This is a genomic window from Methanosarcina siciliae T4/M, assembly GCF_000970085.1.
Classification (GTDB): Archaea; Halobacteriota; Methanosarcinia; order Methanosarcinales; family Methanosarcinaceae; genus Methanosarcina; species Methanosarcina siciliae.
Window position 1 is genome coordinate 4,568,219 of sequence record NZ_CP009506.1, and the last position, 25,577, is coordinate 4,593,795.

At 45.4% G+C, this 25,577-nt stretch carries 21 protein-coding genes and 3 tRNA genes; 15 read left to right on the forward strand and 9 right to left on the reverse strand.

Annotated elements, in window-relative coordinates; genetic code table 11:
* Positions 1 to 4 precede the first annotated feature (4 nt).
* A tRNA-Arg gene (locus tag MSSIT_RS19150) sits at positions 5 to 82 on the reverse strand.
* A 463-nt stretch (positions 83 to 545) separates the two neighbouring features.
* Here MSSIT_RS19150 and MSSIT_RS19155 point away from each other — a divergent pair.
* From MSSIT_RS19155 to MSSIT_RS21465, 7 genes are all read left to right on the forward strand, one after another.
* Positions 546 to 1,109: a biotin transporter BioY gene (locus MSSIT_RS19155; RefSeq protein ID WP_048174040.1), complete on the forward strand. Its 564-nt coding sequence runs from the start codon at positions 546 to 548 to the stop codon at positions 1,107 to 1,109.
* Between the two features lie 80 nt (positions 1,110 to 1,189).
* On the forward strand, positions 1,190 to 2,014 hold the full coding sequence (locus MSSIT_RS19160) for an energy-coupling factor transporter ATPase (protein WP_048174041.1): 825 nt from the start codon (positions 1,190 to 1,192) through the stop codon (positions 2,012 to 2,014).
* Positions 1,990 to 2,826 (forward strand): energy-coupling factor transporter ATPase, encoded by an 837-nt coding sequence (locus MSSIT_RS19165; protein ID WP_048174042.1) that lies wholly within the window; start codon positions 1,990 to 1,992, stop codon positions 2,824 to 2,826. The genes MSSIT_RS19160 and MSSIT_RS19165 overlap by 25 nt, the downstream gene beginning before the upstream one ends.
* Before the next feature lie 75 nt (positions 2,827 to 2,901).
* The gene (locus MSSIT_RS19170) at positions 2,902 to 3,675 is read left to right on the forward strand and encodes an energy-coupling factor transporter transmembrane component T family protein (RefSeq protein WP_048174043.1); all 774 of its coding nucleotides are present in this window, start codon (positions 2,902 to 2,904) and stop codon (positions 3,673 to 3,675) included.
* 112 nt (positions 3,676 to 3,787) lie between these two features.
* Positions 3,788 to 4,135, forward strand: a complete 348-nt coding sequence (locus MSSIT_RS19175) for an ArsR/SmtB family transcription factor (protein WP_048174044.1) — start codon at positions 3,788 to 3,790, stop codon at positions 4,133 to 4,135.
* Positions 4,132 to 5,388 (forward strand): SO_0444 family Cu/Zn efflux transporter, encoded by a 1,257-nt coding sequence (locus MSSIT_RS19180; RefSeq protein WP_048174045.1) that lies wholly within the window; start codon positions 4,132 to 4,134, stop codon positions 5,386 to 5,388. The genes MSSIT_RS19175 and MSSIT_RS19180 overlap by 4 nt, the downstream gene beginning before the upstream one ends.
* 94 nt (positions 5,389 to 5,482) lie before the next feature.
* Positions 5,483 to 6,046, forward strand: coding sequence for a PspC domain-containing protein (locus MSSIT_RS21465; RefSeq protein WP_052721729.1), 564 nt, complete (start codon positions 5,483 to 5,485; stop codon positions 6,044 to 6,046).
* A 268-nt stretch (positions 6,047 to 6,314) separates the two neighbouring features.
* Here MSSIT_RS21465 and MSSIT_RS19190 read toward each other — a convergent pair whose 3' ends face one another.
* Positions 6,315 to 6,671 (reverse strand): class I SAM-dependent methyltransferase, encoded by a 357-nt coding sequence (locus MSSIT_RS19190; protein ID WP_231590049.1) that lies wholly within the window; start codon positions 6,669 to 6,671, stop codon positions 6,315 to 6,317.
* 325 nt (positions 6,672 to 6,996) lie between these two features.
* Positions 6,997 to 7,071 (reverse strand) — tRNA-Arg (locus tag MSSIT_RS19195).
* A 346-nt stretch (positions 7,072 to 7,417) separates the two neighbouring features.
* Between MSSIT_RS19195 and ilvE the strand changes: the two genes are divergently transcribed.
* The 3 genes from ilvE to MSSIT_RS19215 all read left to right on the forward strand — a co-directional run bounded on the left by ilvE (position 7,418) and on the right by MSSIT_RS19215 (position 12,346).
* Positions 7,418 to 8,296 carry a branched-chain-amino-acid transaminase gene (gene ilvE, locus MSSIT_RS19200; protein ID WP_048174046.1) on the forward strand — a complete coding sequence of 293 codons (879 nt, stop codon included), beginning with the start codon at positions 7,418 to 7,420 and terminating at the stop codon, positions 8,294 to 8,296.
* Between the two features lie 328 nt (positions 8,297 to 8,624).
* Positions 8,625 to 10,565 (forward strand): molybdopterin biosynthesis protein, encoded by a 1,941-nt coding sequence (locus tag MSSIT_RS19205; RefSeq protein ID WP_048174047.1) that lies wholly within the window; start codon positions 8,625 to 8,627, stop codon positions 10,563 to 10,565.
* A 686-nt stretch (positions 10,566 to 11,251) separates the two neighbouring features.
* Entirely contained in the window at positions 11,252 to 12,346 is a 1,095-nt protein-coding gene (locus MSSIT_RS19215) for an OBG GTPase family GTP-binding protein (RefSeq protein ID WP_048175111.1), read from the forward strand.
* A gap of 203 nt (positions 12,347 to 12,549) precedes the next feature.
* Here the strand turns inward: MSSIT_RS19215 and MSSIT_RS19220 are convergent, their stop codons facing one another.
* The 3 genes from MSSIT_RS19220 to MSSIT_RS25135 form a co-directional block, all read right to left on the reverse strand.
* Positions 12,550 to 14,652 (reverse strand): methyltransferase domain-containing protein, encoded by a 2,103-nt coding sequence (locus MSSIT_RS19220; protein ID WP_048174049.1) that lies wholly within the window; start codon positions 14,650 to 14,652, stop codon positions 12,550 to 12,552.
* A 105-nt stretch (positions 14,653 to 14,757) separates the two neighbouring features.
* Entirely contained in the window at positions 14,758 to 15,153 is a 396-nt protein-coding gene (locus tag MSSIT_RS25130; RefSeq protein ID WP_231590054.1) for a transporter permease, read from the reverse strand.
* Positions 15,138 to 15,317, reverse strand: a complete 180-nt coding sequence (locus tag MSSIT_RS25135; protein WP_231590056.1) for a hypothetical protein — start codon at positions 15,315 to 15,317, stop codon at positions 15,138 to 15,140. Before MSSIT_RS25135 ends, MSSIT_RS25130 begins: the two co-directional genes overlap by 16 nt.
* A 292-nt stretch (positions 15,318 to 15,609) precedes the next feature.
* On the opposite strand from MSSIT_RS25135, the gene MSSIT_RS19230 reads away from it, so the two are divergent.
* A complete protein-coding gene (locus tag MSSIT_RS19230) occupies positions 15,610 to 15,801 on the forward strand; it encodes a type II toxin-antitoxin system HicB family antitoxin (RefSeq protein WP_048174050.1) in 192 nt (63 codons plus the stop codon).
* Positions 15,802 to 15,842: 41 nt separating this feature from the next.
* Here MSSIT_RS19230 and MSSIT_RS19235 read toward each other — a convergent pair whose 3' ends face one another.
* From MSSIT_RS19235 to MSSIT_RS19245, 3 genes are all read right to left on the reverse strand, one after another.
* Entirely contained in the window at positions 15,843 to 17,621 is a 1,779-nt protein-coding gene (locus MSSIT_RS19235) for an alkaline phosphatase (protein WP_048174051.1), read from the reverse strand.
* A 499-nt stretch (positions 17,622 to 18,120) separates the two neighbouring features.
* Positions 18,121 to 19,233 (reverse strand): methylcobamide--CoM methyltransferase, encoded by a 1,113-nt coding sequence (locus MSSIT_RS19240; RefSeq protein ID WP_048174052.1) that lies wholly within the window; start codon positions 19,231 to 19,233, stop codon positions 18,121 to 18,123.
* A gap of 127 nt (positions 19,234 to 19,360) precedes the next feature.
* Positions 19,361 to 19,684, reverse strand: coding sequence for a hypothetical protein (locus tag MSSIT_RS19245; protein WP_148706030.1), 324 nt, complete (start codon positions 19,682 to 19,684; stop codon positions 19,361 to 19,363).
* A 1,710-nt stretch (positions 19,685 to 21,394) separates the two neighbouring features.
* On the opposite strand from MSSIT_RS19245, the gene MSSIT_RS19255 reads away from it, so the two are divergent.
* From MSSIT_RS19255 to MSSIT_RS19270, 4 genes are all read left to right on the forward strand, one after another.
* A tRNA-Gln gene (locus tag MSSIT_RS19255) sits at positions 21,395 to 21,467 on the forward strand.
* Between the two features lie 331 nt (positions 21,468 to 21,798).
* Positions 21,799 to 22,410 (forward strand): PEP/pyruvate-binding domain-containing protein, encoded by a 612-nt coding sequence (locus tag MSSIT_RS24390; protein ID WP_231590568.1) that lies wholly within the window; start codon positions 21,799 to 21,801, stop codon positions 22,408 to 22,410.
* Positions 22,411 to 22,438: 28 nt separating this feature from the next.
* Positions 22,439 to 23,434, forward strand: coding sequence for a PEP-utilizing enzyme (locus MSSIT_RS24395; protein ID WP_048174056.1), 996 nt, complete (start codon positions 22,439 to 22,441; stop codon positions 23,432 to 23,434).
* A 603-nt stretch (positions 23,435 to 24,037) separates the two neighbouring features.
* Positions 24,038 to 25,570: a PAS domain-containing protein gene (locus MSSIT_RS19270; protein ID WP_331456198.1), complete on the forward strand. Its 1,533-nt coding sequence runs from the start codon at positions 24,038 to 24,040 to the stop codon at positions 25,568 to 25,570.
* Positions 25,571 to 25,577: the final 7 nt, after the last annotated feature.

A 25,577-nucleotide genomic window follows, 5' to 3' on the forward strand; every position in this document is an offset into this window, starting at 1 on the left:
AAATTGGCGGGCGCGAAGGGATTTGAACCCCCGATTTACAGCTTAGGAGGCTGCCGCCATATCCGGGCTAGGCCACGCGCCCACAATGTAATTTCGAAAACACAGTGCAACAGTATGCTAAAACTGCATTTCAGGTGAAGTATCCATAATACCGGCATAAGATATATATTTAATTATCGCTCCGAAGACAGAAAGCCAGAGAGTGCAGATATAAACGGATGCCTCGGGAAAGTTTTAAATCGAATGTAAACCATGATAAAAGAGCTGGTTAACAATAGGTTTATGAGTATAAGGAGTTACGTCGCCCTCAGAAATTAATTGAAAAGGAAGTTAACAATACATAAGATGCCCCGAACAACAAGATGATCTGAATATACCCTCAAAACCATCGAATTTGCTTAATTCCCATTCATCCCCGTTAAAAAAATTACCTGACGTTTTCTCAGGCAGAAGAATTCGAATAAACAATACGGATAAACAATAAGATCTGAGAAGCTGACAGAGAGCCAGGTAAAAAGACAAAAACAACAAAAAAGGAAAAAAATATGCACATTAGACATGATCATTCTTATCCCGTCCATACTCCCGAACTCCGAAAAATGGTCTTTGCCTCCCTCTTTGCGGCCCTGACTGCCGCGGGAGCCTATATGCAGATTCCCATACCCTTTTCGCCTGTTACTGTCACCCTGCAGGTGTTCTTTGTTCTGCTTGCAGGAAGCCTGCTGAAGAGCAAATGGGGAAGCCTGAGCATGATAGTATATACCCTTCTCGGCGTTGCCGGGCTTCCCGTCTTTGCAGGAGGCAGTTCCGGAGTAGGGGTTCTTCTAGGACCTACCGGTGGGTACATTTTCGGATTCATACTGGCTGCCTACCTTATAGGCAAACTTTCCGAAAAGGCGGAAAGTGCCGGAAAATCGGGGTTTGCAGTTAACGGCCTTAATATGAGTGCAGGAGTCCTGGTCATATATACCCTCGGGGTTATCCAATTGATGCTGGTAGCCGAAATAGGACCCTGGGCAGCCCTTACCCTCGGAACCCTCCCCTTCCTGCCGGGAGAAGTGGTAAAAACTGCAGTTGCCACATACATCGCTTCAAACCATAAAATCTAAATCAGTTATAAAACTTTAAATCCCCAGATTATAAAATTTCCACGGAAATTTAAAAAGAAAAAAATAGAATTCGATTCAGCATGATAAGGCTCGAAAATGTAAGTTACAATTACCCTGATGGAACCCCTGCCCTCCGAAACATAAATATGGAAATTAAGAAAGGGGAATATATAGGGATAACAGGCAAAAACGGAAGCGGCAAATCCACGCTTGCCCTCCACCTCAACGGGCTCCTGGGACCCCAAAAAGGAAAAGTTCTGGTAAAGGGCATGGATACCGGAGACTTTTCAAAGCTACAGGGGATCAGGAAACTTGTCGGAATCGTATTCCAGAACCCTGAGACCCAGTTTGTCGGCAGGACCGTAGAAGAAGACCTCGCTTTCGGGCCTGAAAACCTCTGCCTTCCCCCGGTTGAAATCCGGAAGAGGGTGGATAGAGCCCTTACCGAAACAGGGCTTGGAAAATACAGGTACCGTTCCCCAAAGACCCTTAGCGGAGGGCAGGGACAGTGCGTGGCTCTTGCCGGAATCCTTACCATGGAGCCTGAGTGTCTTGTTTTTGATGAAGTAACCTCCATGCTTGACCCTGATTCCGGGAAAACTGTCCTCGAACGTGTAAAAAGGCTGCATGAAAAAGGAAAAACCATAGTATATATCACACATAACCTTGAAGAGCTTCAAGCCGCAGACCGAATTTTCGTAATGGAAAAAGGAAGAATAGTGCTTGAAGGAAAACCCGAAAACGTACTCTCGGAACATTCTCTCCGGGACCTCGGGCTTACTCCCCCTTCCCTGATAGAACTTGCGGAGCACCTGAAAAAACACGGAGTTGCGGTCCCCTGGGAAAAGACCTCTTCCCCTTCCGGCTTTGCGGAGGAGATATGCCGATTATTCTTGAAAACGTGAGTTTTTTCTACTCGAAAAATACCCCGCTTGAAACCGCAGCCTTAAAAGATGTGAACCTGCGCATCGAAAAAGGGGAATTCGTGGGGATCCTGGGTGAGAAAGGGGCAGGAAAATCCACGCTCATAAAACTGTTCAACGGGCTCTTACACCCGGATTCGGGAAAAGTAATTGTTGACGGGCTTTCTCCCTCTTCAAAAGAGGTTAAAAGAAAGGTGGGTATGCTTTTTCAGCAGGCTGCAGACCAGCTCTTTTGCAGGACAGTGAATGAGGAGATAGCATTCGGGCCCCGGAACTTCGGATACTCGAAAAAAGAAACCGAAGAAAGGATCTTTGAAGCCCTCGAGTCAGTTTCCTTCGATAGCTCAATGCTGCTTCGAGACCCGTTCAGTCTGAGCGGGGGAGAGATGCAGCGGGTAGCCCTTGCAGGAGCCCTTGCCCTCAGGCCGGACTACCTTGTGCTGGACGAACCTATAACGGGGCTGGACCCTGCCGGGAAAAAAGAAATTCTTGAGACCCTTAAAAATATAAAAGAGCAGGGAACTGCAGTTATAACCGTGACCCACAATCTTAAAGGTTTTTTCCCCCTTCTGGAAAAGATAGTGCTTATCCGGGAAGGCAGGATCATTTTTCAGGGCAGCAGAGAAGAGTACCTTGAGGCCAAGAATGTGCCCTTTCCCCCTGTAACGTCCATGATGCGGGAACTTAAAGCAAGGGGCTTGCCTGTAAACCCGGCCATATTCACGGTTGAAGAAGCGCTTGAAGAGATCCTGAAAGTAAAATCGATGCTCGAAAAAGAAAAAACTGAAAGATAATCTGGAAAATATACTCAAAAATAGACAAAAAATTTCCCGAAAAAATATAAAAAAATAGGGAAAACGAGAAAAAGCATGCAAGAACCTGTTTTCAGTTACGTTCCCGGGACTTCCTTTCTGCATAAGCTCGACCCCAGGACGAAACTTGCAGCTGTGATGCTGCTTGGCGTTCTCACATTCAGGACTGAAAGTTTTTTCGGGATTGGAGTGCTCTTTGCGTTCTTTCTTGCCCTTACATCATGCTCCGGGCTGCCATCTATAGTATTTTTCCGGGCAGTCAGGCCTATGCTACTATTTATCACATTTATATTTCTTGCGCAGCTATTCTTCACCGAAGGAAAAGTGCTGGCTTCTTTCTGGGTCCTGCACCCGAGTATAGAGGGGCTCCGGGAAGGGGTCAGGCTTTCTGCAAGGTTTCTACTCCTCCTGCTTTTTGCCGCCCTTATGACAGCCACCACTGATCCCTCGGCAATTACCTGCGGGATAGAGAGAATACTGCGCCCTCTGCCTCTCCACTGGCTGGGAGTAAGCTCCTTTGAGCTTGCGACAATGATGAACCTCTCAATAGCCTTTCTCCCCCTGCTCTTTGAGAGGGTTGAGCGGACAAAAGCTGCCCAGGCTTCAAGGGGCATGAATTTCGGGAAAAATCCTTTTCACGCAATCCCTGCCCTTGTCATACCCCTGATAAGGGGCGTGGCAAGAGATGCTGAAGAACTGGCCCTGGCAATGGAAAGCAGAGGATACCAGGGAACTCGCAGGACTTCAATGCATGAGCTTTCAATGCAGAAAAGAGATTGGGGAACCATTTTAGCCATGGTATTCTTTGCAGCCTTTATCCTGAGATTTTGAAAAAATTTTCACGCCAACTTTTTCTTGCAGACTTTATCCTCCCGATTTCACTGATGAAGGCCGGAGCAGTTCTTAGGAAGAGATTAATACATGAACAACTGTTCATATATTCATGCAAGAAAAGTGCGATCGTGTTGACCCGGAAAAGATCGGAGACCTGCTGATGGGGGTCCCTGATTCCGAATATATTACCCGGATGTCTGCAGTATTTCAGGCGCTTCAATCGGATACCCGCCTGAAAATCCTTTTTTTGCTGAGGCAAAAAGAGATGTGTGTCTGCGAACTCGAACAGGCGCTTGACGTCACGCAGTCTGCAGTTTCGCACGGGCTTCGGACCCTCAGGCAGCTTGACCTTGTGAGAGTCAGAAGGGAGGGAAAATTCACGATTTACTACATTGCAGACGAACATGTGCGCACCCTCATCGAGATGTGCCTTGAACATGTGGAGGAAAAAGCATGAATCTCGAATTTCTCAGCTTCATCCCAACCCTTTTGTCTGGAATTCTCATGGCCTCCTGGGAAATCTTTGTAGAAGCTGCCCCTTACCTCATTTTCGGCTTCGGCGCTGCAGGGGTACTCAATGTAGTCGTGCCTGACCAGAAAATTGTGGATTACCTCGGGAACTCGGCAGGAAAAGTCCGCTCCGTTATCAACGCCTCCCTTGCAGGACTCCCCCTTCCTCTCTGTTCCTGCGGTGTGATCCCTGCAGCCATGTCGATAAGGAAAAGGGGAGCAAACAGAGGCGCAACCCTGTCTTTCCTGATTTCGACCCCTCAGACCGGAGTGGACTCCATTGCAATCACTTATGCTCTCCTTGACCCCCTGATGACTATTTTCCGCCCGCTTGCAACCCTTGCAACCGCCCTTCTTGCAGGGCTTGCCGACAACCTGCTGATAGGGGAAGAACCCGAGAAAAAAGAAATCAAAAAGCAGGAAAATGCAGGGAAAAAAACAGAAATCATTGCAGTTTCGACCCTTGTGGGGGTATCGGCAGAATATGTGAAGGAAACCCTATCTCTCACCTCCCCCCCGGCAACACAGGCTCCTGGAAATAAAACCTCTTCATGCAAAACCTCTTCATGCAGCTGCGGACACGGCGGCCAAGAAAAAAAGGAAACAGGAGCTGAAGAGAGAAGCAAAAGGTCCGTAAAAAAGCAGGTTCTTGGAGGGCTGAAATATGCCTACATAGAGCTTCCCGGAGACATCGCGAAGTGGATGCTGATTGGAATCCTGCTTGCAGGGATAATTTCCTATGCTGTTCCAGAAACCCTAATTCAGGAATACCTGGGAGGAGGGCTCGGGTCAATGCTGGTCATGCTTGTAGTAGGCATTCCGCTTTATATCTGCGCTACAGCTTCGACTCCTCTTGCCGCAAGTCTCATAGCCAAAGGAATGAGTCCTGGCACGGCTTTTGTTTTCCTCCTAGCGGGCCCTGCAACAAATGCGGCAACTATAACCATGGTCGTCAGGTTCCTAGGAAAACGATCGGCAGCCCTCTACCTCGGAGTGATCTCACTGTGCGCCCTTGGAGCAGGAATCCTGCTTGACTGGCTTTACCTTAATCTGGGAGTCAGTGCAACTTCAACCCTTGGAAGTGCAGGAGAATTGCTTCCTGAAGGCATCAAGATCGGTTTTGCAGCCCTCCTGCTTCCTCTAATGCTATACGGAAGCTTCCGCAGGGGGCAAGAGTGCGGCTGTACGGAATGCCATTAAAAGAAGATAAAGAAAAGAAATCGAAGAGAAAATAATAAAAAATGCAGGATAAGTACCAGAATAATATAAATCCTCAGAAATAGAATATATCATTATGCAGGAAAATCCCGAGTTTGAGGAAAAAAAGGAACCGAAAAAGAGTGAATTCAAGACCCCTGGGGAACTTGAAACCGGCTATACGGAGAAATCATGGGAAAAACCTGAGAAAACAATGGAAGAAAAAGAAGTCGGCATAGAGCCTGCCCCCCAGGGAAGAATAGAACCGAAAGAAAGCGATTTCAAAGCTCCGGAAGAACTTGAAACCGGCTATACGGAGAAATCATGGGAAAAACCTGAGAAAACAACGGAAGAGAAAGAAGTCGGAAAAGAGACCGGGGAAAGAACAAAAGAAGAAACAGGAAAAGAGGCCGGCGAGGAAGAACACACGGTTTATACAATGAAAAAGCGCCTGACAAAAAGTAAGAGCGACCGCATGCTCTTTGGAGTCTGCAGTGGGCTTGGGAAGTACTTCGGGATTGACCCGACATTTGTAAGGCTCCTCTTTGTGCTCCTTGCCCTTGCAAACGGAATCGGAATTGTCCTATATATTATCCTGGCAATAATCATGCCCTCGGAGGAGAGCGTTCAGATGGTGCCAGAAACCCGGAAGAGCAGCTAAGGAAAAGACTCAGACAAAAGAATGGAAAACAGCATTTTGAGAAACTACATTATGCCGGGAATTTATAGATATTCAGTTCCGGCAGATTATTTTTTCTTTGTCTGAAATCTGACAGTATAATGCCAGAGGTTTCCTTCAACTTTATTCAGGATAAGGCCAGCTTCTTCGCCTAACCTGATAGTAGTATATTCTAAAGGGTAATCAGGGTCAGGTAAAAATTCAGTTACTGCAAGAATTCCACCAGGTTTCAGAACTCTTTTTATCTCCTTTAAAACCTTATTTTATCAGGAATTTCCTGAATAACTGTTATTGCATATACCAGATCGAATGAGTTATCATCAAAGGGCAGATTATGCGCATCTCCTTCTATAAGCTTGATGTTCCTGATATCTCTGTTTTCTGGTCTTGATAATTTCTCCTTTAACTGCATTAACATTCCTGGCTGAATATCAAGAGCATATACTTCTCCTTTAATTCCAACAGTCCTTGCAACGAAAGTTGTAAACGCTCCGCTTCCGCATCCAACCTCCAGAACATGCATTCCTTCTTTTATCCCACTTAGAGATATCAATTTATCAGGGGGATGCCGTTTTCTTCTAAAATCACTATCTAAAAAAGATCCCATATATGGTGGGGGTGAAAATTTGAAAACGGCCGGGTTGCTGGATGCGCCTTAATTATTTAGCGTCATTATTATAATAACTTTACCTGCTATCCGAATTTCAGAATATAACCCTGCTTCCGAATTTCAGAATATAACCAAAAAAATCATGAAATTAGCTGTAATGAAGGCTTTTCCTGTGAATTATGAACAAGAGGAATTGTAGAATCAGGAACAAAAGAATGGAATTTAAGGTTGTGGAAATTTCAATAGAAAGCATAAGAACATCAGGAAGAACGTCAAGATTTATTTACCGAAGATTAGTAAAAAGTAAGCAAAGAGAATAAAACGGGCTCGAAGGGATTTGAACCCCCGACGTCTGGGTTAGAAGCCCAGCGCTATATCCTGGCTAAGCCACGAGCCCTGGTTGCTTATTCTATTGCGGAATACGAAATGCGTCTTCTAAGATAAAAGCCTTTTGTATGAACGTATTACTTGGGGCGGTATAAAATCTTAAAATATTTATGTGGAAGCGGAATTGTAATATATATTCAGTACCAACCCGCTTTACTTGGAGCGTTTTTTAAAAAATATCAGTGTGGAAACTCTCCTGAGTTAGGAGCATATTTAAATGCTCTGTATAGAGCTTACATACTGCGAAGAGTGAAAAAGTTAAATGGGCTATTCGCTTGTGGATTAAAGATTGTACTGAATCGGAAATCCCAATTAAGTCTTCAACAGGCAATCAAAATTAAAAGGATGATTTGCAAATGAGTGAGTTACTGATTTATTTAAACGGGAAATTTGTCCCCAAAGACGAAGCCAAAGTTTCGGTCTATGACCACGGCTTCCTTTACGGAGACGGTGTGTTCGAAGGCATAAGGGCATACAACGGACGTGTCTTCAAGTTAGAGGAGCACGTTGACAGGCTTTATGACTCGGCAAAAGCAATCGCAATGAACATACCCATCACAAGAGAGGAAATGGCCGAAATAATCCTTGAGACCCTCAGGAAAAACAACCTCAAAGATGCTTACATCCGCCCCATCGTCTCAAGAGGAATCGGCGATCTCGGGCTTGACCCCCGTAAGTGCGGGAAGCCAAGTGTCATCGTTATTGCCCAGGGCTGGGGAGCCATGTACGGCGACCTTTACGAAGTAGGGCTTACCGGAGTTAGCGTCTGTGTCCGGAGAAATGCCCCGGATGCCCTTTCCCCTAACATCAAGTCCCTGAACTATCTCAACAACATCCTCGCAAAGATCGAAGCCAACGAGAAGGGAGGAGACGAAGCTGTCTTCCTTGACCAGAACGGGTTTGTCTGTGAGGGCTCAGGAGACAACATTTTCGTCGTCAAGAACGACAAGGTCCTGACTCCCTACACAATAAGCAACCTGAAAGGCATCACAAGGGCCACAGCCATCGAACTTCTGGACGAGATGGGATACAAGGTTATCGAATCAAACCTCGGCCTGTTTGACCTTTACACAGCCGATGAGATCTTTGTCACAGGAACTGCAGCCGAATCAGCCCCCGTGACCAGACTTGACGGAAGAATTATAGGTACAGGCAAACCCGGACCCCTTACAATGAAAATGGTTGAAGCCTTTGCGAAAATAACCCAGAACAGCGGAACACCTATTTACAAGTAAAAGCGTCCGCTCAAGAAAAGAGCGAGACCCGGGATAAAAAACGAAAACTGCGGGATTTTCCCGCCAAAATCTTTTTTTGATCGGAATCTTTCCATAGCCGCCTGCCATAGCTATCTTTTTTGATTGCAGGCCCTATTTTTGTAGCAATTCCGGAGCAGACTTTTCATTCAACAAGGTGCATTTTTGTATGCTTTTCTCCTGCACGCCCCGGTAAAAATTCCGGCTGTAAGAGTGATTGCGGATGCTAGAACAGATTGATGTGCACCGGAAAATGCTATTAAGGTGAAAAATCCATCTGAAACCCGATAAGATTGTAGGTTTGACTCTCATGAAACGCAAAGAATTTCGGGAACTTATCCCTGTGGAAGAAGCGCGGAGAATAATAAACAACCTTCAGGTCCGGCCTGAGAAAGAAAACTCCGCCCTTGAAAACGTTTACGGAAAAATCCTTGCAGAAGAGATAGTAACCGAAATTAACGTCCCCCCATTCCCGAGAGCAACAATGGACGGCTATGCGGTCAGGGCGGAAGATACGTATGCCTGTAGTGAAAAAGAGCCTGTAAAACTGAAACTGCTTGGAAATATCCCTGCAGGCTCGGATGCCAGCTTCAAGGTCTCGGCCGGGGAAACTGTAGAAATTGCGACAGGTGCCCCGATCCCTGAAGGGGCTGATGCTGTGGTTATGGTCGAGTACACTTTGGAAGAAAACGGGACTGTACTCATCTCCACACCTGTAAACGGGGGAGAAAATATCATGAAAACAGGCTCTGATATTCGGAAAGGAGAAAGAGTGCTTCGGAGAGGGAGAAAGCTTGGAACAAGAGAAATCGGGGTCCTGGCTTCCATAGGAAAAAAAGAAGTCCCCGTACTCAGGTTGCCTGTCGGGATAATTTCAACGGGAAACGAACTCGTTAATCCTGGAGAGAAGCTGGCTTCGGGAAAGGTATACGACGCAAATTCTTACACCCTGTATGCAGGAGTTAGGGAGTGCGGATCTTTCCCCCTACATTACGGAGTTTTGAAGGACGATGAGATTGTAACGAGAAAGGTACTCGAAACTGCAGTTTCGGACTGTGCCCTGATCCTGACTTCGGGAAGTACGTCATCAGGAGCAGGAGATATTATGTACCGGATAATAGACGAAGTTGGAGAGACTCTTGCCCACGGGGTTAACATAAAACCTGGAAAACCCATCGTTATAGGCATAATAAAAGGAGTCCCGATTATCGGGCTTCCCGGGAACCCTACATCTGCCTTAATGATCTTCAATGAATTTGTAGCGCCCCTTCTCAGAAAATCTCTCGGAGCAGAAGCGGGAATCCAAAAAAAGGAAGCAGGAATTCTGGGCAGGACCCTCCGATCCGAAGGAAGACAACAGCTCCTTCCCGTAGGACTTGTCCGGGGACGGGTTTATCCTGCAGACCGGGGTTCAGGAGCCATAACATCTCTTTCCAAAGCTGATGGCTTTATAGAAATTCCGCCGGAGACCGAGTATATGGAAGCCGGAACCCCCGTGGAAGTGACCCTTTTTGGAGAGGTTGAAAAACCAGACCTGCTCATAGCAGGCGGGTTCTGCCCTGGGATTGATGTTCTGGAAAACCTTAGCAGGCTTCGGTTCAGAACCCTTTATACAGGTTCAAGCGGGGGTTTCAGTGCAATTGCCGCAGGCACGGCAGATATCGCAGGCGTGAACATGCCCTCAAAGAACCCTGAAAGTCGGGAAGAGGGCCTGCAAGAGGAAATCCGGTACAATGTCCTGAAAATAGAGAATATGGGGATTTCGGAAGTCATACTTGTCAAAGGATACAGGCGGGAAATAGGGCTTCTTGTACAGCAGAACAGCCCGGTTTCCGGACTCGAAGACCTGCCCGGCAAAAAGCTGGTCAATCGGAACAGGGGTTCGGGCACAAGAGCTCTGCTTGAGCTGAAAATCGAGCAATTGGCAGAGAAAAAGGGGATAAGCAAAAAGGAGTTTACGGACTCAATCCCTGGCTACGATTCCGGAGCGAAATCCGAAATTGCAGTCTGCGAAGCTGTGCTTTCAGGAAAGGCTGATGCCGGGGTGGGGTTAAGGACCTCTGCGGAAAGAAACGGCCTGAAATTCGTGAAATTTGCAGAAGAAGAATACGACTTCCTGATCAGAAAAGAGGTTCTTGACATCCCTGAAGTGCAAAAATTCTTGCAAACCCTGAACTCCCCAGAATTTGCCTCAAAACTTCCGTCAGGGCTGCAGGTATATGAGAGAACCGGCGAGATTATTTCCTATTGAGGGAACTATCCGTCAAATTTAAAAATTTAACGGGCTTTCCGGTTCATTTCTTTCTTTTTTGGGAACATACTCCCATGTTCTCCCCTGCATTCCACAGGTATCATAATTCCGGGAGGCGGCCAGAACTTCAAAGAAAATGACCGAGGGCAGAAACCGACGTATCCTACTTCGAAGCGGACACTGGTTTTCAGTTACACCGGCAAGCCGTGAAAGTAAAGTGATAACATAAAGCAGACTGTATAAATGGAAACAGTCGAAGTGCATTCACTGCTATGCGCGGACTTTGCCCATCATTAGTTCCTATCATAGCTTCTTGATTCCGTGGTTTGCATGGGAGCGATTATTCAGAGCCATTATTCAGAGCCATTATTTATTCTTAATTCGATCACTTAAGCCCTGCTTGCGATGCTCATCAGGAACTCTTTTTCAACAACCTTTAAATATTATTATAATTATAGAGAGATATAAATGGCAAGGAATATCTCTACAGGAATATATTTCCGATTCCCGAACCAGTAAATAAAACCATTCCATAGTTATATATATTTCATCCAACTATTCAGGATAAAATATCCAGATAACGGATCTGTTTTGGATCAAAAAAGGTTTGTAGAGACCGTTTGGGTGCGGTTTATTTTTCACATACAAAAGATCATTTCTTCAGTCCCGAAATCGGCAGGTTCCAGATGAGCAGCATACAGGAGCAAATACAGGAAGTAGAAGACGAAATCCGAAAGACCCAGTACAATAAGGCAACTTCTCACCACATAGGTAGGCTGAAAGCCAAGATAGCCCGTATGAGGGACGAAATTGAGAAGAAAGCCTCCGCAAAAGGCGGGGGAGAAGGTTACTCGGTCAGAAAATCGGGAGATGGTACCGTAACTCTGGTGGGCTTCCCATCGGTAGGAAAATCCACCCTTCTGAATAAGGTTACGGGAGCAAAATCCGAGGTCGGAGCATACGAATTCACCACCCTTACCGTCGTTCCCGGCGTGCTTGAACATAAAGGCGCAACCATCCAGTTCCTCGACGTTCCCGGACTTGTAAAGGGTGCATCGTCGGGGCGCGGCCGCGGGAAAGAAGTAATTTCGGTTATAAGAAACTCCGATATGGTTATCTTTTTGCTCGATGTTTTCCAGCCCAAGCACTATGAAGTGCTCATGGATGAACTTTATCAGGCGGGAATTCGGGTGGATGAAGTGCCCCCTGACGTTAATATCAAGAGAAAGGACAGGGGAGGCATCGAGATAAACTCGACCATCGACCTTGACCTCGATGAAGAAACTATCAAAGCCGTTCTGGACGAATACAAAATCCACAATGCCCACGTCCTGATAAGGGAAAATATCACTGTGGACCAGCTTATTGATGTAGTCCTGGGCAACAGGAGTTATGTCTGCTCCCTGACAGTGGTCAACAAAGTAGACCTTGCCTACCCACAACTGATAGAAGAATGCCGGAAATTGTATCCGAAATCGATTTTTATTTCGGCTCATGAAGGCATTAATATCGAGAACCTCAAGGACGCAATCTACGATTGCCTGGGCTTTATCCGGGTTTATCTGAAACCTCAGGGGCAGCCTGCAGATATGGAAGAGCCTCTTATAGTAATGAGCGGGACGAATATAGGCCAGATCTGCGACCGCCTGCACCGTGATTTCCGCAGGAAGTTCCGTTATGCTCAGATATGGGGCCAGTCTGCAAAACACCCCGGGCAGAGAGTAGGGCTTGAACATGTCATGGAAGATGAAGACGTCCTTACGATAATCATCCAGAAATAAGAAACCGTCCGGAAGTAAAGTACTCACCGGAAGAAAAAGGAAAGCGAAAGAAAAAAGAAACGACCGTTCGTATCCTTTTTTCGCTTCGAGTTTTTTAGTTACTCTTTAGCTGATCTGACTTTATAGCAGATATTTTTGATTTTGCTAATTCTGTAATTTTGCCAATTCTGTGATTTTGCCGATCTTTTTGAATTTATGTGCTCTTAAAGAGCCTGTATTGTCTGCGAATTGCCGGAAAAAACATTTCTCTTTCTGTCGTTCTCGGATTCAATAGAACCTTTAGCTTCGACTTCCTCCTCGAATTCCGCAGCATATTCGTCCGGACTTTTCCTTGGGGATCGTACGGGGACTTTTCTTTGGAGCTCAACCTTTACTGCACCCGCTCCGATACCATACCTTTTCTTTGCAGCCTCAAGAATCGCTGCGAGCGTACCGGAATAAGAGATATTGACATAAGCTGCCATTTTTGCAAGGTGCCCGTCCCAGCACCAGCCGGGGTTCGGGTTTACTTCAAGCAGTTTTGGCCTGCCTTCGGCGTCAAGCCGCCAGTCAAAGCGGGCATAATCGCGGCAGCCCAGCCTTGTGAAGAGAGCAAGACAGCACCTCACAATTTCCTTTTCGGTTTTTTCAGGTAGGCCCGCAGGCACGGTTTTGATCTTCCAGTACGGGGAATCAGGGAGCCATTTGGCTTCATAGCCGCAGAGTTTCGGGAGGTCTTCAGGGACTGCGGAGTAGTCTTCTTCCGTGATAGGCAGCACGGTACAGGAGGGCGGGTTTCCGATGATGCCGACGCTGATGTCTTTCCCCGGAAGGAACTCCTCGAGCAGGAAAGGCTTGTTTGCACCTATTTTTTCCCTTGTTTCCTTCATCATATAGAAGATTTCCTCCCTGCTGTGGACAATGCTTTTCTGCGTGATCCCGTAACTTGAGTCTCCTGAGTTGGGTTTTACCAGCAGGGGAAAAGAGAAGGAAAGCCTCGAAACATCAGAATCCCCGGTAACGAGAACTCCTTTTGCCACAGGAATCCGCATTTCACGGGCGACTCCTCTTACAAGAGACTTATCATAACAGAAAGCAAGACACTGGGGCCCCGCACCCGTATAAGGGATATTTAACTGCTCTAGCAAAGCAGGAACATGGAGCTCTTTTGTGGGGTCGTTGTTAAAACCTTCATCGCAGAGGTTGAGTACAAGGTCAGTTTTTCCTGCCCTCTTTTTGAGATCTTCGAGCAGGGTTTCATGCCTGTCCAGGAAAGTAAATTTCATGCAAGGAATCTCTGAAAGGGCTTTTTTCATCCGGTTAACGGTTTCGAAATCGTCATCGTCAAATACGCAGGCAGGCTTGACCCTATCTTCCTTTCTCGGGTCTCCGAGCACCACAACAACGTTAAGGGGCTTTTTGTTCTCAGCATTAGGAAGAGAGGGCCAGGCTTTCTCAACCGTTGCCGAAAGCAGGATTCTCTGTCCCATCATTCCTGCGTCCTGGGTCCCTGCTGATACGGGACTGAAGGTTGTATGAAAAGTCGGGCTGCTAAAACCTGATGCAGTCAGCAGCTCAAAAAGGTTTTCCCTGTTGTACAGCCTCTCGGCGTAAAACCGGTCCGTGATTATTCCCCGGTCATTGCGACATATGACCTCCCTGCAGATCAGGCGGTCACCATCAGAGGAAAGGGCTCTTTCCCTGCATACGAAGTACTTCCTGTCCAGCCATTCCCATGATCTTGGCTGGAAATTCTTTTTCATATGGTCCCCATCTACGGCATCAATAAAGACCCTGCCTCCGGGCTTCAGTACTCTGAAAACCTCTTCAAGCACTTTTCGGTCATGCAGGGCGGAATCAAAATATCCGAAGCTGTTTCCAAGGATGGTTACCACAGAGAAAGTATCAGAAGGGTAAGGCAGTTTTCGAGCATCCCCTTCCCTGAACCTGACCTGCAGGTTTTCCTTCTGAGCCTTTGTTCGGGCTTTCCGGATAAGGTACTGGGACCTGTCATAGCCTTCAACGTTTGAAAACCCCCTCCTTGCCAGTTCCAGGACATGCCTGCCCTGGCCGCAGCAAAGGTCAAGAACCATGTCTTCAGGGTCTAGTCCGAGAATGGAGACAAGAAGATCTGCCTCTCCCTTAGTAACTTCCATATCATCCAGAAGATCAGCATCGGTCTTGAGATAAAGGGAGTTAAAAAGAGTCTGCCACCAGTCGGACCGGACATGTGGTTCAAGGTCGTCAACGGGCCCGAGGGTTTTCGTCTGTGCGGTACCTTTAGCGCGTTTGCGCCTGGGATTCGAATCGGTAGTATTCTGGGTCATGATCTGAGATCTTCCAGAAAAAAGTGTATGTGCTTTCAGTATATCAAGGTTGTCGGAGGGTCAAATACCCTTTATATACTGAGAAAGTTATCTAATTTGATTTATTTAAGGATTAGTAGGATTTAAAAGGATATTTAGAGATATAATAGGTTTTTTATCGTTATTTAGAGAAATATTATTGCTTTTAAAGTTTAAAGAAATATAAAGTAAGTAATAAGATCTAAAAATGAAATTAAAGGTACAATTATGGCGAATTTGATAAAAAAATGTTTCATTTTCTTTCTCAGCATTCTGAAGAATTATAACATTGTTTGCAGCGCCCAAGATTAGAAGATTCCCCGCAATTGTACTTCCAGCGGCAAGCGCCATCAGCTGTCCCTGAGAGACCCCTGTTCCCATTGCAGGGAGATAGAGCGCAACAAAGAAAACATTATAAATAAAAGGATTGAGTTCGATGCTGAGAGCCAGGACCATAGGAACCGAACCTAACTGCGGAAACATCCCCCGAGTAGTTCCTGACAGGTTACGGAAAGCCAGACACTTTCCATAAGCACGAACATCGAAACAAAGAAGGCCAGAGTCGTCCAGTCGATGTCCTTTACAACTTCAGCCCGCTTTTTGCTGAGTAGTATGGGAGCAGGCGAGAGCAGGGCAATCCAGCTCAAACTGAGATCCCGGAAAGGCAAAAATTCCACAAGCAGGACTTACGGTCGGGTGAAGACACAAAAGAGGATATCAAAGACTCTGCTGCCATAAATCCCGAAAGCTGATCGACATAAGTTTCGAAATTCTATTAACATAAACTTCAAATGTAATATATTTGCAAGTATTAATTACCTGCGCTCGCACATGCAGGCTCATGAAAAAGTAGTTCATGGGAGTAAGGGAGAGTACATTCCTAACAGGCAGCTAGCGAGATACGAAACGCTTAAAACGGACTGAACAATATTTCAGAATATGACGATATGGTTTCCGTTCTCTGCAACCATCCGGGAGGAAGAGAATTCTTATGTTTCAATCTGCCCCGAAGCAGATGTAATCTGTAGGGGAGAAACTGTAGAAGAAGCCGTTGAAAACCTGAAAAAAGAGGTTGAAAAAATCCTGGGAGAAGAACTTCCCCAGGGATTTTCGAAAATTGTCTATTACTGACTTTTGTGGGATTTCATATTATCAGACAGCTTCTTATACTCTTACCTGCTGTCATATTTTGACTTTCCATTACTGTCATATTTTAATTTTCCATTAATTTTTGTCTCATTTATCAGCGAAAGCGCTTCAGTGGGAATATAGACCTTATCAGTTGCTGGAGCGTAGACAACTATTCCCTCGAGCTCATGGGTTACACCGTCCTTGACAAGAATATTCTTGTTTACCGGAAGTTCGGCATCTCCGATCTTGAGCACAGGGTTTTCAGGATCGGTTGTGTCGAGCAGGTATTCACCGGCTTCAAGGACTCCGTCCCCGTTATCTTCAGAAAATATCTCTCCGACTTCGACAAAGAGCTGCTCGTTTGTCTCAGTCAGGTCGAATCTAAACTTGTCGGCAATATATTCCGCAATTTCAGTATTATCCATGTACCCTGCAGGGTGATCAGGACCATAAGCCCAGAGGGGGACGTCTTCTCCGCAGTGACCGTGGGTTGTCCAGCCGATTACGGTGTAATTCCGGCTAATGACCTCGCTGATTGCGTAGTCAAGAGATGTCCCGTTGTTTTTGAGGGCAAGGATTTCATCTGCGTCTTCATCTGTGGCGTCAATACCCCACCAGGTTTTCAACTGGGATTTGATGTTGTCGGATGTGATGTTATCTCCTATTTTTTTAGCCACTCCCGCCGCAGTGATATTCATGCCTTCAAGAGGGTTTACTACGTCTTCTACGCTGGTATCATCATATTCCGAGTCATAAGAACTCCCTATGGTCATCCCGCCGGTATTGTGGTCAGGGAATATTATGACAAGGGTGTGCCCGTCCGCTTCGGCGAAGTCGATCGCGACTTTGACAGCTTCGTCAAAGGCCAGGAAATCGGTTACCTCGTAAATCGGATCGTTGGCATGCCCTGCCCAGTCTACCTGGCTGCCTTCCACCATCAGGAAAAAGCCGTCTTTATCATCAGAGAGGAGTTCGATGGCTTTTTCAGTCATATTGGAAAGAGAAGGTTCCTCAGGAGCAAACTCAGCGCGGTCGATGTCCGGCTGCATGTGGCTGTTGGCAAAGAGCCCCCAGACCTTCCCGGAACTCAGGGAGAGCATTTCGGTTTCGTTATCAACGTACTGATAGCCTCTGTCGAGAAGGACTTCGGTAAGGTTTTCCCCGTCGGTCCTCTTGCCTCCATCGGCTTTTGGGAGGAGGTACTGCGAACCGCCGCCGAAGACCACATCGATATCTTCGTACACCATCTGTTCCATAATTTCGCTTTCATTGTTCCTGTTATCAACGTGGGATGCAAAAGCTGCAGGTGTTGCATGAGTCACTCTGGAGGTTGCAACAAGCCCGGTAGCTTTGCCTTCGAGTTTTGAGCCCTCAAGGACTGTTGCAAGGGGGCTATACTCCTCTGCCGGGTCTGCCACAATGCCCAGAAGGGTGTCTCCTTCGGGACCTACACTTACGAAACCATTAGTTGTCTTGAACCCGGTAGCAAATGCCGTTGCGGCAGAAGAAGAGTCCGTAATTACCGAGTCGGCGCTGTAAGTGGATACCGCTCCTGCCAGCATTTCATCAAGCTGCAGGGGTTCTCCGCTATACCACCGGGCAAGAGTCTCTACACTCTGAGAACACCCGTCAGGGACCATGACAATCACGTTTTTTATTTTGGCTTCCGACCCTGCAACAGGTTTACAGTTAACGGAATCTTTGAAATCGGCGTTGTTATTCAAATTGCCTTTCACAGCTACTGCAGAACCAACATTTCCAAGCAGCAGAAGCCCTATGATGGAAAAAGTTAGCAAAATATTTGTTTCCTTGCTTTCCATGAAAATTCCTCGAACTGAGAGCAGATTTTAAAGAGCAGGCTTGCATGTCAGACCATACTCAGAATTTAGATCTCATATTTGAGGAGGAAGCCAGCTGTATTTGAATTTTTCACATATAAAATATATATTGGACGATAGACAATGCTGGAAAAGTACAGCTATATAACCCTATTTTGCAGTACCTGGAATCTGGCAAAATACCCGTCTATATCCCTCCCCTCATCTATCATTAGAATTAATAAGTGAAAAAAGTAGATAAGTCATTGAAAACGGGGAAAAAATAGAATGAAAAATTCCGAGAAGAACTTTCCCGGAGCTTTTTAAAAACTGCGCAACACCGGATAACCGTTTAGTACTAAACAACCGTGTAGTACTGGACAAACGTGTTGCTGAATTAATCCTGTTATTAATAATTGCGTACTACGGAATAACTTAACTTTTGTGCCGCTAAGGCTTATTTTTCGGAAAAATTCTGAAAACAAAAGCCTGAAAAAAGGCTTCAAATCCCGGCTTTTACCGCATCCCAGAGCATTTCCATCTTTTCAAGCGGCGTGTTCAGAGGGATTTCACAGCCTGTAGCAAGGATAAAACCCTTTTCCGGGGCTGCGGAGAGGCAGCTTTTTACTTCGTGCTCGATCTCAGCCCTTGAACCGGTGAGAGGGGCATCCGGGATAATGTTTCCCATAAGGCAGATGCCGGCATCGGAGAATTCCTTAAACTCCTTGAAGCAGTGCCTCGGCCCGCACCCGATGTTGTTGTGGTTATGGAGATTTTTGCATTCGACCCCATACTTCTTACCGAGCAGCCTGACGTCCCCGAAGGCAAAGTTAAGGGCATGGGGTTCAAGTTTCATTTCAAGGTCATAAAAGGCATGGGATGCGCAGTTGTGAGAAATTACGTATCCTCCTTCGGCCTTGATGTGGTCGTAAAGTTCCTTCGTATACGGCAACATGAATTCTTCAGCCATCTGGGGACTGAAAAGATCACCTGTGCTCTCCCCGTTTTCGACAAAAATACCGTCTGCTCCGGCTTCAAGCAGGGAATCGGAAAAAAGGATGCAGCTTTCCGTGAGTTTTTCCAGCAGGGAATGAAAAACATCCCTGTCCTTCAACATGTCAATACAGAGCCTGCTTCCTCCCATGACCTGAGATGCGAGCATCAGGGGAGACATAGTTGCCCCAATGATAAAGGCTTCAGCCCCGATTTCCTTTTTGAGAATCTCGACCGATCCGGCAATGGTCTTCACTCTCCCGGACTTTTCGATGTTATCAGGGTTTATCAGTTCATGCTCGGCTGCGGATTTGAGGGCATATTTCTCTACTGCAGGATAAGCATTTTCCTTTATGGTAACCTTCGTCCCGAGTGCCTCGGCTTCCACCAGAAGGCAGCCCCAGGGAGACATCACGTTGTCGTGGTGGTATATCTCCCGGGAAAGGATCTGCGCCCTTGCAATTCCCTCTGCAGAACCGTAGGCATCCCTGAGGCTTGTGTCCATCCGCTCCAGTACCGCATGCCCGGCCCCGAACCACAGGTATCCATATGGAACCCTATCAACATCTTTTCCTTCGAGTGCGTTAATAAAACGCTCCTTTGAGGTCATTTCCGCTTCCATAAGAGATCTCCTTTTTTTAAGCTTCCAGATATCACTATAAAAGTAGTTTTATAAATACCACCCAGATTTCAGGAAAAAGAAAAAAATTCCGTTTTTTCAGGGTTCCTGAGATTTCAATACGGCTTTTTCACCCGTTTGGATACTTCATTGATACGACAGTCCCATGAGAAACTCCATCCTTAATGAGAATGTTCTTGCTCACTGGCAGTTCTGCATCCCCGATTCTCAGTACAGGGTTTGAAGGATCGGTCATATCCAGCAAATACTCGTTTTCATCGAGTTTTCCGTCTCCGTTGTCTCCAGAGAAATTCTCAGACCATACTCGGAATTTTAGATTTTGAGCCTGAAATCGGAACCAGAAGTATTTTAAGACAGCATCTTCAAAAAATATAAAAAAATACATAAGAAATGAGAAAATACGTCTACTTAACCATATTTTAAGTCCAGCCACATACCAAAATATTTACCTTATATTATTTCCTTCAGATCCCATTAGAATCATGCAGGGTTAAGAATCAATTGACGAAATAAATGAAGACTGAAAGAGAGTCAGAATGAAGGAAATACATTCCTACCTGGGAATCCTGTAAACTTTCGAGTTAAAAAGTAATAACTGATAAGTATTGGACTAAAATGAGACAAAAATCTGGGGTATTACAAAAAATGACAAAAATGTTTACATTTTCTGCAATGGTAAAAAAAGAGAATGAGCAGTACGTATCTTCATGCCTGGAACTGGAAATATCAAGCTAGGGAAAAACGATTGAAGAAGCGGTTTCAAACCTGAAAAAAGCAGTTGAGCTTCATATCGAAAAAGAGAACATCGACCTTCCGATCAAACGCCCGTTTCTGACGACATTTAAAGTGGCAGGAAAAGATTCCCGAGAGAAAAAAATGCCGTGAAAACATTGTGAGAAGAAGCCCGGAGGCATTAGTATCCTTTTTTGCCGAGTCCCCCAACACAGCAAGCCCTGAAGATATGCTCCCCCAAGCATATTGATCCAGAGCAGGATCAATGGCCCCCAAGCATTTCTGTTTATACTATACCCTACTCACTTCCCAACTCCACGAATATAACATTATACCATTGGCTATTTTAAATTAATTATCCAAAATTTTGTTTTTAAACAAAAATTAATTTAGCTTTGAAATATTCAAAGTAAAATAAAGATTTAAGGAGGAAAATTCAGCTGCCAGACTCTGTGCTTCACCCTCCAGAATCAGTAGACTGCGGCAAAGAATAGGAAAACAGAGAAATAAAGAGTATAAAAAAAGGATGAAAAAAATGAAGTAGAGAACAGAGGAAAAAGAAGGAGGAAAAATAGTTTCAGAGAAGCCCGGAGACGCTGCATCCGTTTACTGTCCCCTCAACACAGAACCCTGAGGATATGTCCCCCAACATCCGTTCAGAGCAGGACCAGCAGCTCCAGGCATTTCTCCAGGTGGCAGATTATATCGGTAGATTATCCCATCTTACTTCCAAACTCCAGTATATACTAATTGCGGAAATTATTTTAAATTAATTATATCAAAAATTGTTCTGTTACAAAGTATTTTGTGTTATAAAAAGTTTCAAAGCCAGAATAAACTATGCTCTAACTCTAATTTTCAACCGGAAATACTCAGCAAAAGTGTCCATAGAAAAGCAAACGAGTATTGACAATATAGCAAAAACGGATTGAAAGTATGCAAAAACAGGGAGAAAGAGACCAAAAATAGAATACGAAAATGGAAAATAAACATATTCGAAATAACTCAAAATAAATATTGAACATAAGAAGAAACCCGGTGCCACACTTGTCCCTTACTGCATCCCCCAACACAGCAGCTCTGAAAATAGATTCCCATCAAACATACTGTCAGAGCAGGAGCAGGCAACTCCGGGCAATTCTTTAAATTCTTTAACAATCCGCCTGATACTTCACTATTCGGTCATCCCTATGTCTTCCAGCTCCACTTATAACTAAGAATGTAACATACTTTAAATTAATTATACGAAAAATTCTTCTCAAACAAAAAATAGAGGCAAGCAAAATTTTTCAATGCCAACAAACTACATTTTAAATAATTGAAAGTAGAACTATAAACCCCGGAAAAAAGTCCGGAGATGGCACAAAAATTAAGTACATGAATTAAGCTATAAGTAAAAGCTTTCACGTGCAGTCCTGTAGGGTAGTGGTCAATCCTTCGGGCCTTTGGAGCCCGGGACAGCGGTTCGAATCCGCTCAGGACTACTAAATTATTTTTGGCGCTTTTAATCGATAACTATTTTTCAAAATTTTCTTCCTGAACCCCTCTGATTTCAAGTTCATTTTATATTCTAAAGGTAGACAAATATAAATCAGTAGTTAACAACGGTTTTTAGGGAAGTTTTCATCTCCTCACAAGCTGCTGGGTGTTCGACTAGTGTAAAAATCCTTTTGAAAGTGGTACGAATATGAATCGTCACTACGTGCTCTACTTTAGTGAAATTGATAAGACAAGTGGAAAAAGAGTAGGAGGTAAGGGCGCTAATCTCGGTGAATTGTACCAGATCCCGGAAATAGAGGTTCCCCCAGTTTCTGTATTACTACGGATGCCTTTGACGATTTCGTAAATACGAGCCAGGAATATCAGAACCTGCTGCATTCTTTGATGCTTATTACCGGGGAATCCCGAATAGAACTTCAAACAATTGGCAAACGCCTGCGTTCCCGCCTAAAGAGCCTGGAGATGCCCACTCCCATTCAGGATGAAATTCTCCAGGCCTGGCAGATAAGCGGCAGCCACTATGCCTACGCAGTGCGTTCAAGCGCCACCGCTGAAGACCTTCCGGGAGCTTCTTTTGCCGGCCAGCAGGATACTTTTGTCAATGTTCAAGGGAAAGCAAATTTACTATACAGTTTCAAAAAGTGCTGGGCTTCTCTATTTTCCGACCGGGCTATTATCTATCGGAGCCAGAACGGTTTTCCCCATGACCAAGTAAAACTGGCTGTGGTAGTTCAGCGCATGATCTTTCCTGATGTTTCGGGGATTATGTTCACCGCCGATCCGGTAACAGGCAACCGCAAGATTGTTTCTATTGACGCCAGCTTTGATCTGGGAGAAGCCCTTGCATCCGGTTTGGTCTCAGCTGATCTCTACCAGATAAAATCGGATAAAATAATTCGTAGAAGCAGGTTCCAGACTGTATCTTGATATTACGCCTTTACTGCACTATCCGCAGGTGAGGAAACGGCTGCCTTCTATACTTCCAGCCGTAGATGAATTAATTGGTCATGCAGTGCAGGACTTCGTCACGCGGGAAGAGTTTCAGGATGCTATGAAGCCCGATCGGCACCCGGATTTGTCTCTGATCCGGAAGGCCATGCCCATAGTTTTCGTCATTATGGGAAATATCCTGTACAGGGATAACCATCAGGCAATTGATCAATTAAATGGTTTTATCCGTGAGCAGGTCCAGGTAAACAGAAGCAGGCTTGAAGAGACATCCTATTTGGATCGCGTGGTGCTTATCCAGGATATGTTGTCCAGCCTGTTTCCCGAAATAATTCACCGTATAGCTCCTTATCTACCCGCAGGGGTTGCCATCTATAAAATGATTGGAAGCCTGTCACAAAAATGGCTGGGAGACAGCGACGAGTTACCCGGTATAAGCAAGTTCCCTCCCGGAAATGTAGCTACCGAGATGGGGTTGCAATTGGGGGATTTAGCCGATGCTCTCCGGGGCCACCCGGAAGTCGTCGAATACCTGGAACACGCCGATGACGCTGGCTTTCTCATCAATCTCCCAGGGGTAGCAGGAGGGAGAGAAATGTTGCCCCTTTTCCAGGAGTTCCTGCAAAAATACGGCATACGAGGAACTGGGGAGATTGATAGAACCAGGTTGCGCTGGCGAGAAGAACCAACTCAGTTCCTGCTCATGGTCCTGAGCTACGTAAGATCAGCTCAACCAGGACAACACCGCCGGGATTTCGAGGCCGGAAAAAAAGAAGCAGAATTGATGGCGACTAGATTGATAAATCGTTTGAGAAAACAGGCCATAATGCAGGAGGCGAACACCCTGGTTACGGAAGTTGGCGGCCTGATGACCCATGGTGCAGTGGTGGCCCGCGAATACGGCATACCCGCCTTAGTGGGAGTCGAAGGAGCTACCCGAAAAATAGAGGAGGGACAGCGAATACGTGTCGACGGTACTCAGGGAATTATTGAATTCATTTAAAACCTTGAAAAATCTACTTAAGACCTGCACGGCTGAACGAAAATCAATAACAACAACGCTAAACAATCTCGCAGGATTCTATCAACAAGTGGGAGATTACAACAAAGTACTTTCACTTTATCAAAGGGCACCTGAAATTAGTGAACAGGTACTGGACTAAAACATCCAAAAACTTCAGCTATAAGAAATAATTCCATGCAATTCATTCGTAAAAGACAAAGCCTTCATTACTACCACAAAACCACCTGGTTGGTGGGAAACAGTAAAACTTGGAAAAAATAATTTATTGAATATATAATTTCAGAGCCCTCGATACTCCAATAGTTATTCGGGACTATCCAAGAGAACAATAAGATTGAAAGCAGGTTCAGGAGAATCCCGGTTATATAAATAAAAAGTAATATAAATTAAGAGTAATTATATAACCATTAAAAAAGGTATAGAATAAGGAAAAATAAAGCAGGAAAAGGAATTCAGTTCCGAATTACTTCTTGCTGAAACGCTTTCCGCCGTTTTAATTTTAGGAAATGTCAGAATCTTTCTGGGGGTTAAAGAATTACTTCTGTAATATCTGAAGATGCAGGACCTGAGGAACTTGAGGCAATTGCAATTGCAGTACATTCCCTTGTAGGGCTTCCGACCACCATCCGCAGTCTCAATAAAAAGGGGCTTCGCCTGGAAAAAGGGGTAATAATTGACAGGGAATATACGGGACCTGTACTCGAAGAGGTGCTCAAGACCGGAAAGACTGTGCATGGTGTCCCTAAGGGTGGTACATACCTCGGCAGGAACGTGGTTGTTTGCCCTATAGTCTCAAATGACGGGAAGGTTGTTGCAGCGATAGGAATCGTGGACCTGTTATCAGTCCTTAAGATGCAGGAAATAGTCAGGACCGTTGTAAACAATAGTCCTGCAGTGGTTTTCCTGTGGAGAAACGAGGAGAAGTGGCCGTCGGAGTTTGTTTCCGAAAACGTTGTCCATTTCGGGTACACGGTTGAGGACTTTATTTCGGGCAGGGTCCTTTACGGAGATATCATCCACCCCGATGACATGAAAAAAGTTGAAGAAACACTTGAAAAACGCATCCGTAGAGGTGAAGTTGACTTCAATGCGGAGTACAGGATATTCACAAAAGCCGGAGACCTGCGCTGGGTCAACGAAAGGACATTTATCCAGCGAAGCGAAGACGGGGAAGTAACCTACTTACAGGGGCTTGTCCTCGATGTAACCGAAAGGAAAGAGAACGAAGAAGCACTCAGGAAATCGTTTGAAATGCAGAGGCTGCTGAGGACCATAATCAACAACAGCCAAGCAGTAGCTTTTCTGTGGGAAAACAAAGAGAACATGCCTGCCGAATATGTTTCTGAAAACGTGACCCAGTTCGGCTACACCGTAGAAGATTTCACGTCAGGAAAAATCCCTTACGTGAGCATCATTCACAGGGATGACATCGGAGAAGTTTTTGAAACCCTCAAACACAACATCGCAGAAAAGCAGGATTCTTTCGGTATTGAGTACAGGATCTACACAGGAGATGGGAAACTGCTCTGGGTGGATGAAAAAACCTTTATTCAGAGGGACGAAGAAGGCAGAGCAACTCATCTCCAGGGCCTTGTTGTGGATATTACCGAGCGAAAAGAAGCCCAGAAAATGCTCGAAATCCAGCGGGAACTGTCAACGAACCTTAATACTACCTGGAACCTCCATGCCATTCTTAACCTGGTACTTGATGCCTGCCTGCAGATAAACGGGATAGATTCCGGGGGTATATACATTAAAGACGAACTTCTGGACCAGATAAATCTTGTTGAAACCCGGGGAATTTCTCCAGAATTCAAAGAAAAGGTCTCAAAATACAAAGCAGACTCAAACGAAGCAAAACAGGTCTGGGCTGAAAAACCTATCTACTCGATGGATTTTTACTCCGAAAACATGGCCCAGACGGTAAAGGAAGAAGGAATTACAGCCGTTGCGGTAATCCCTCTAAAATATAGCAACGAAATCATAGGCAGCTTGAATTTTGCCTCCCATACCCTTGATAAGATCCCCTGGAGTATCCGCAACTTCCTTGAGAGCATTGCCCTCCAGGTGGTATCCCATATCGCTCCTGTCTGTATCCAGGCAGATCTGTCATAAAAATTTC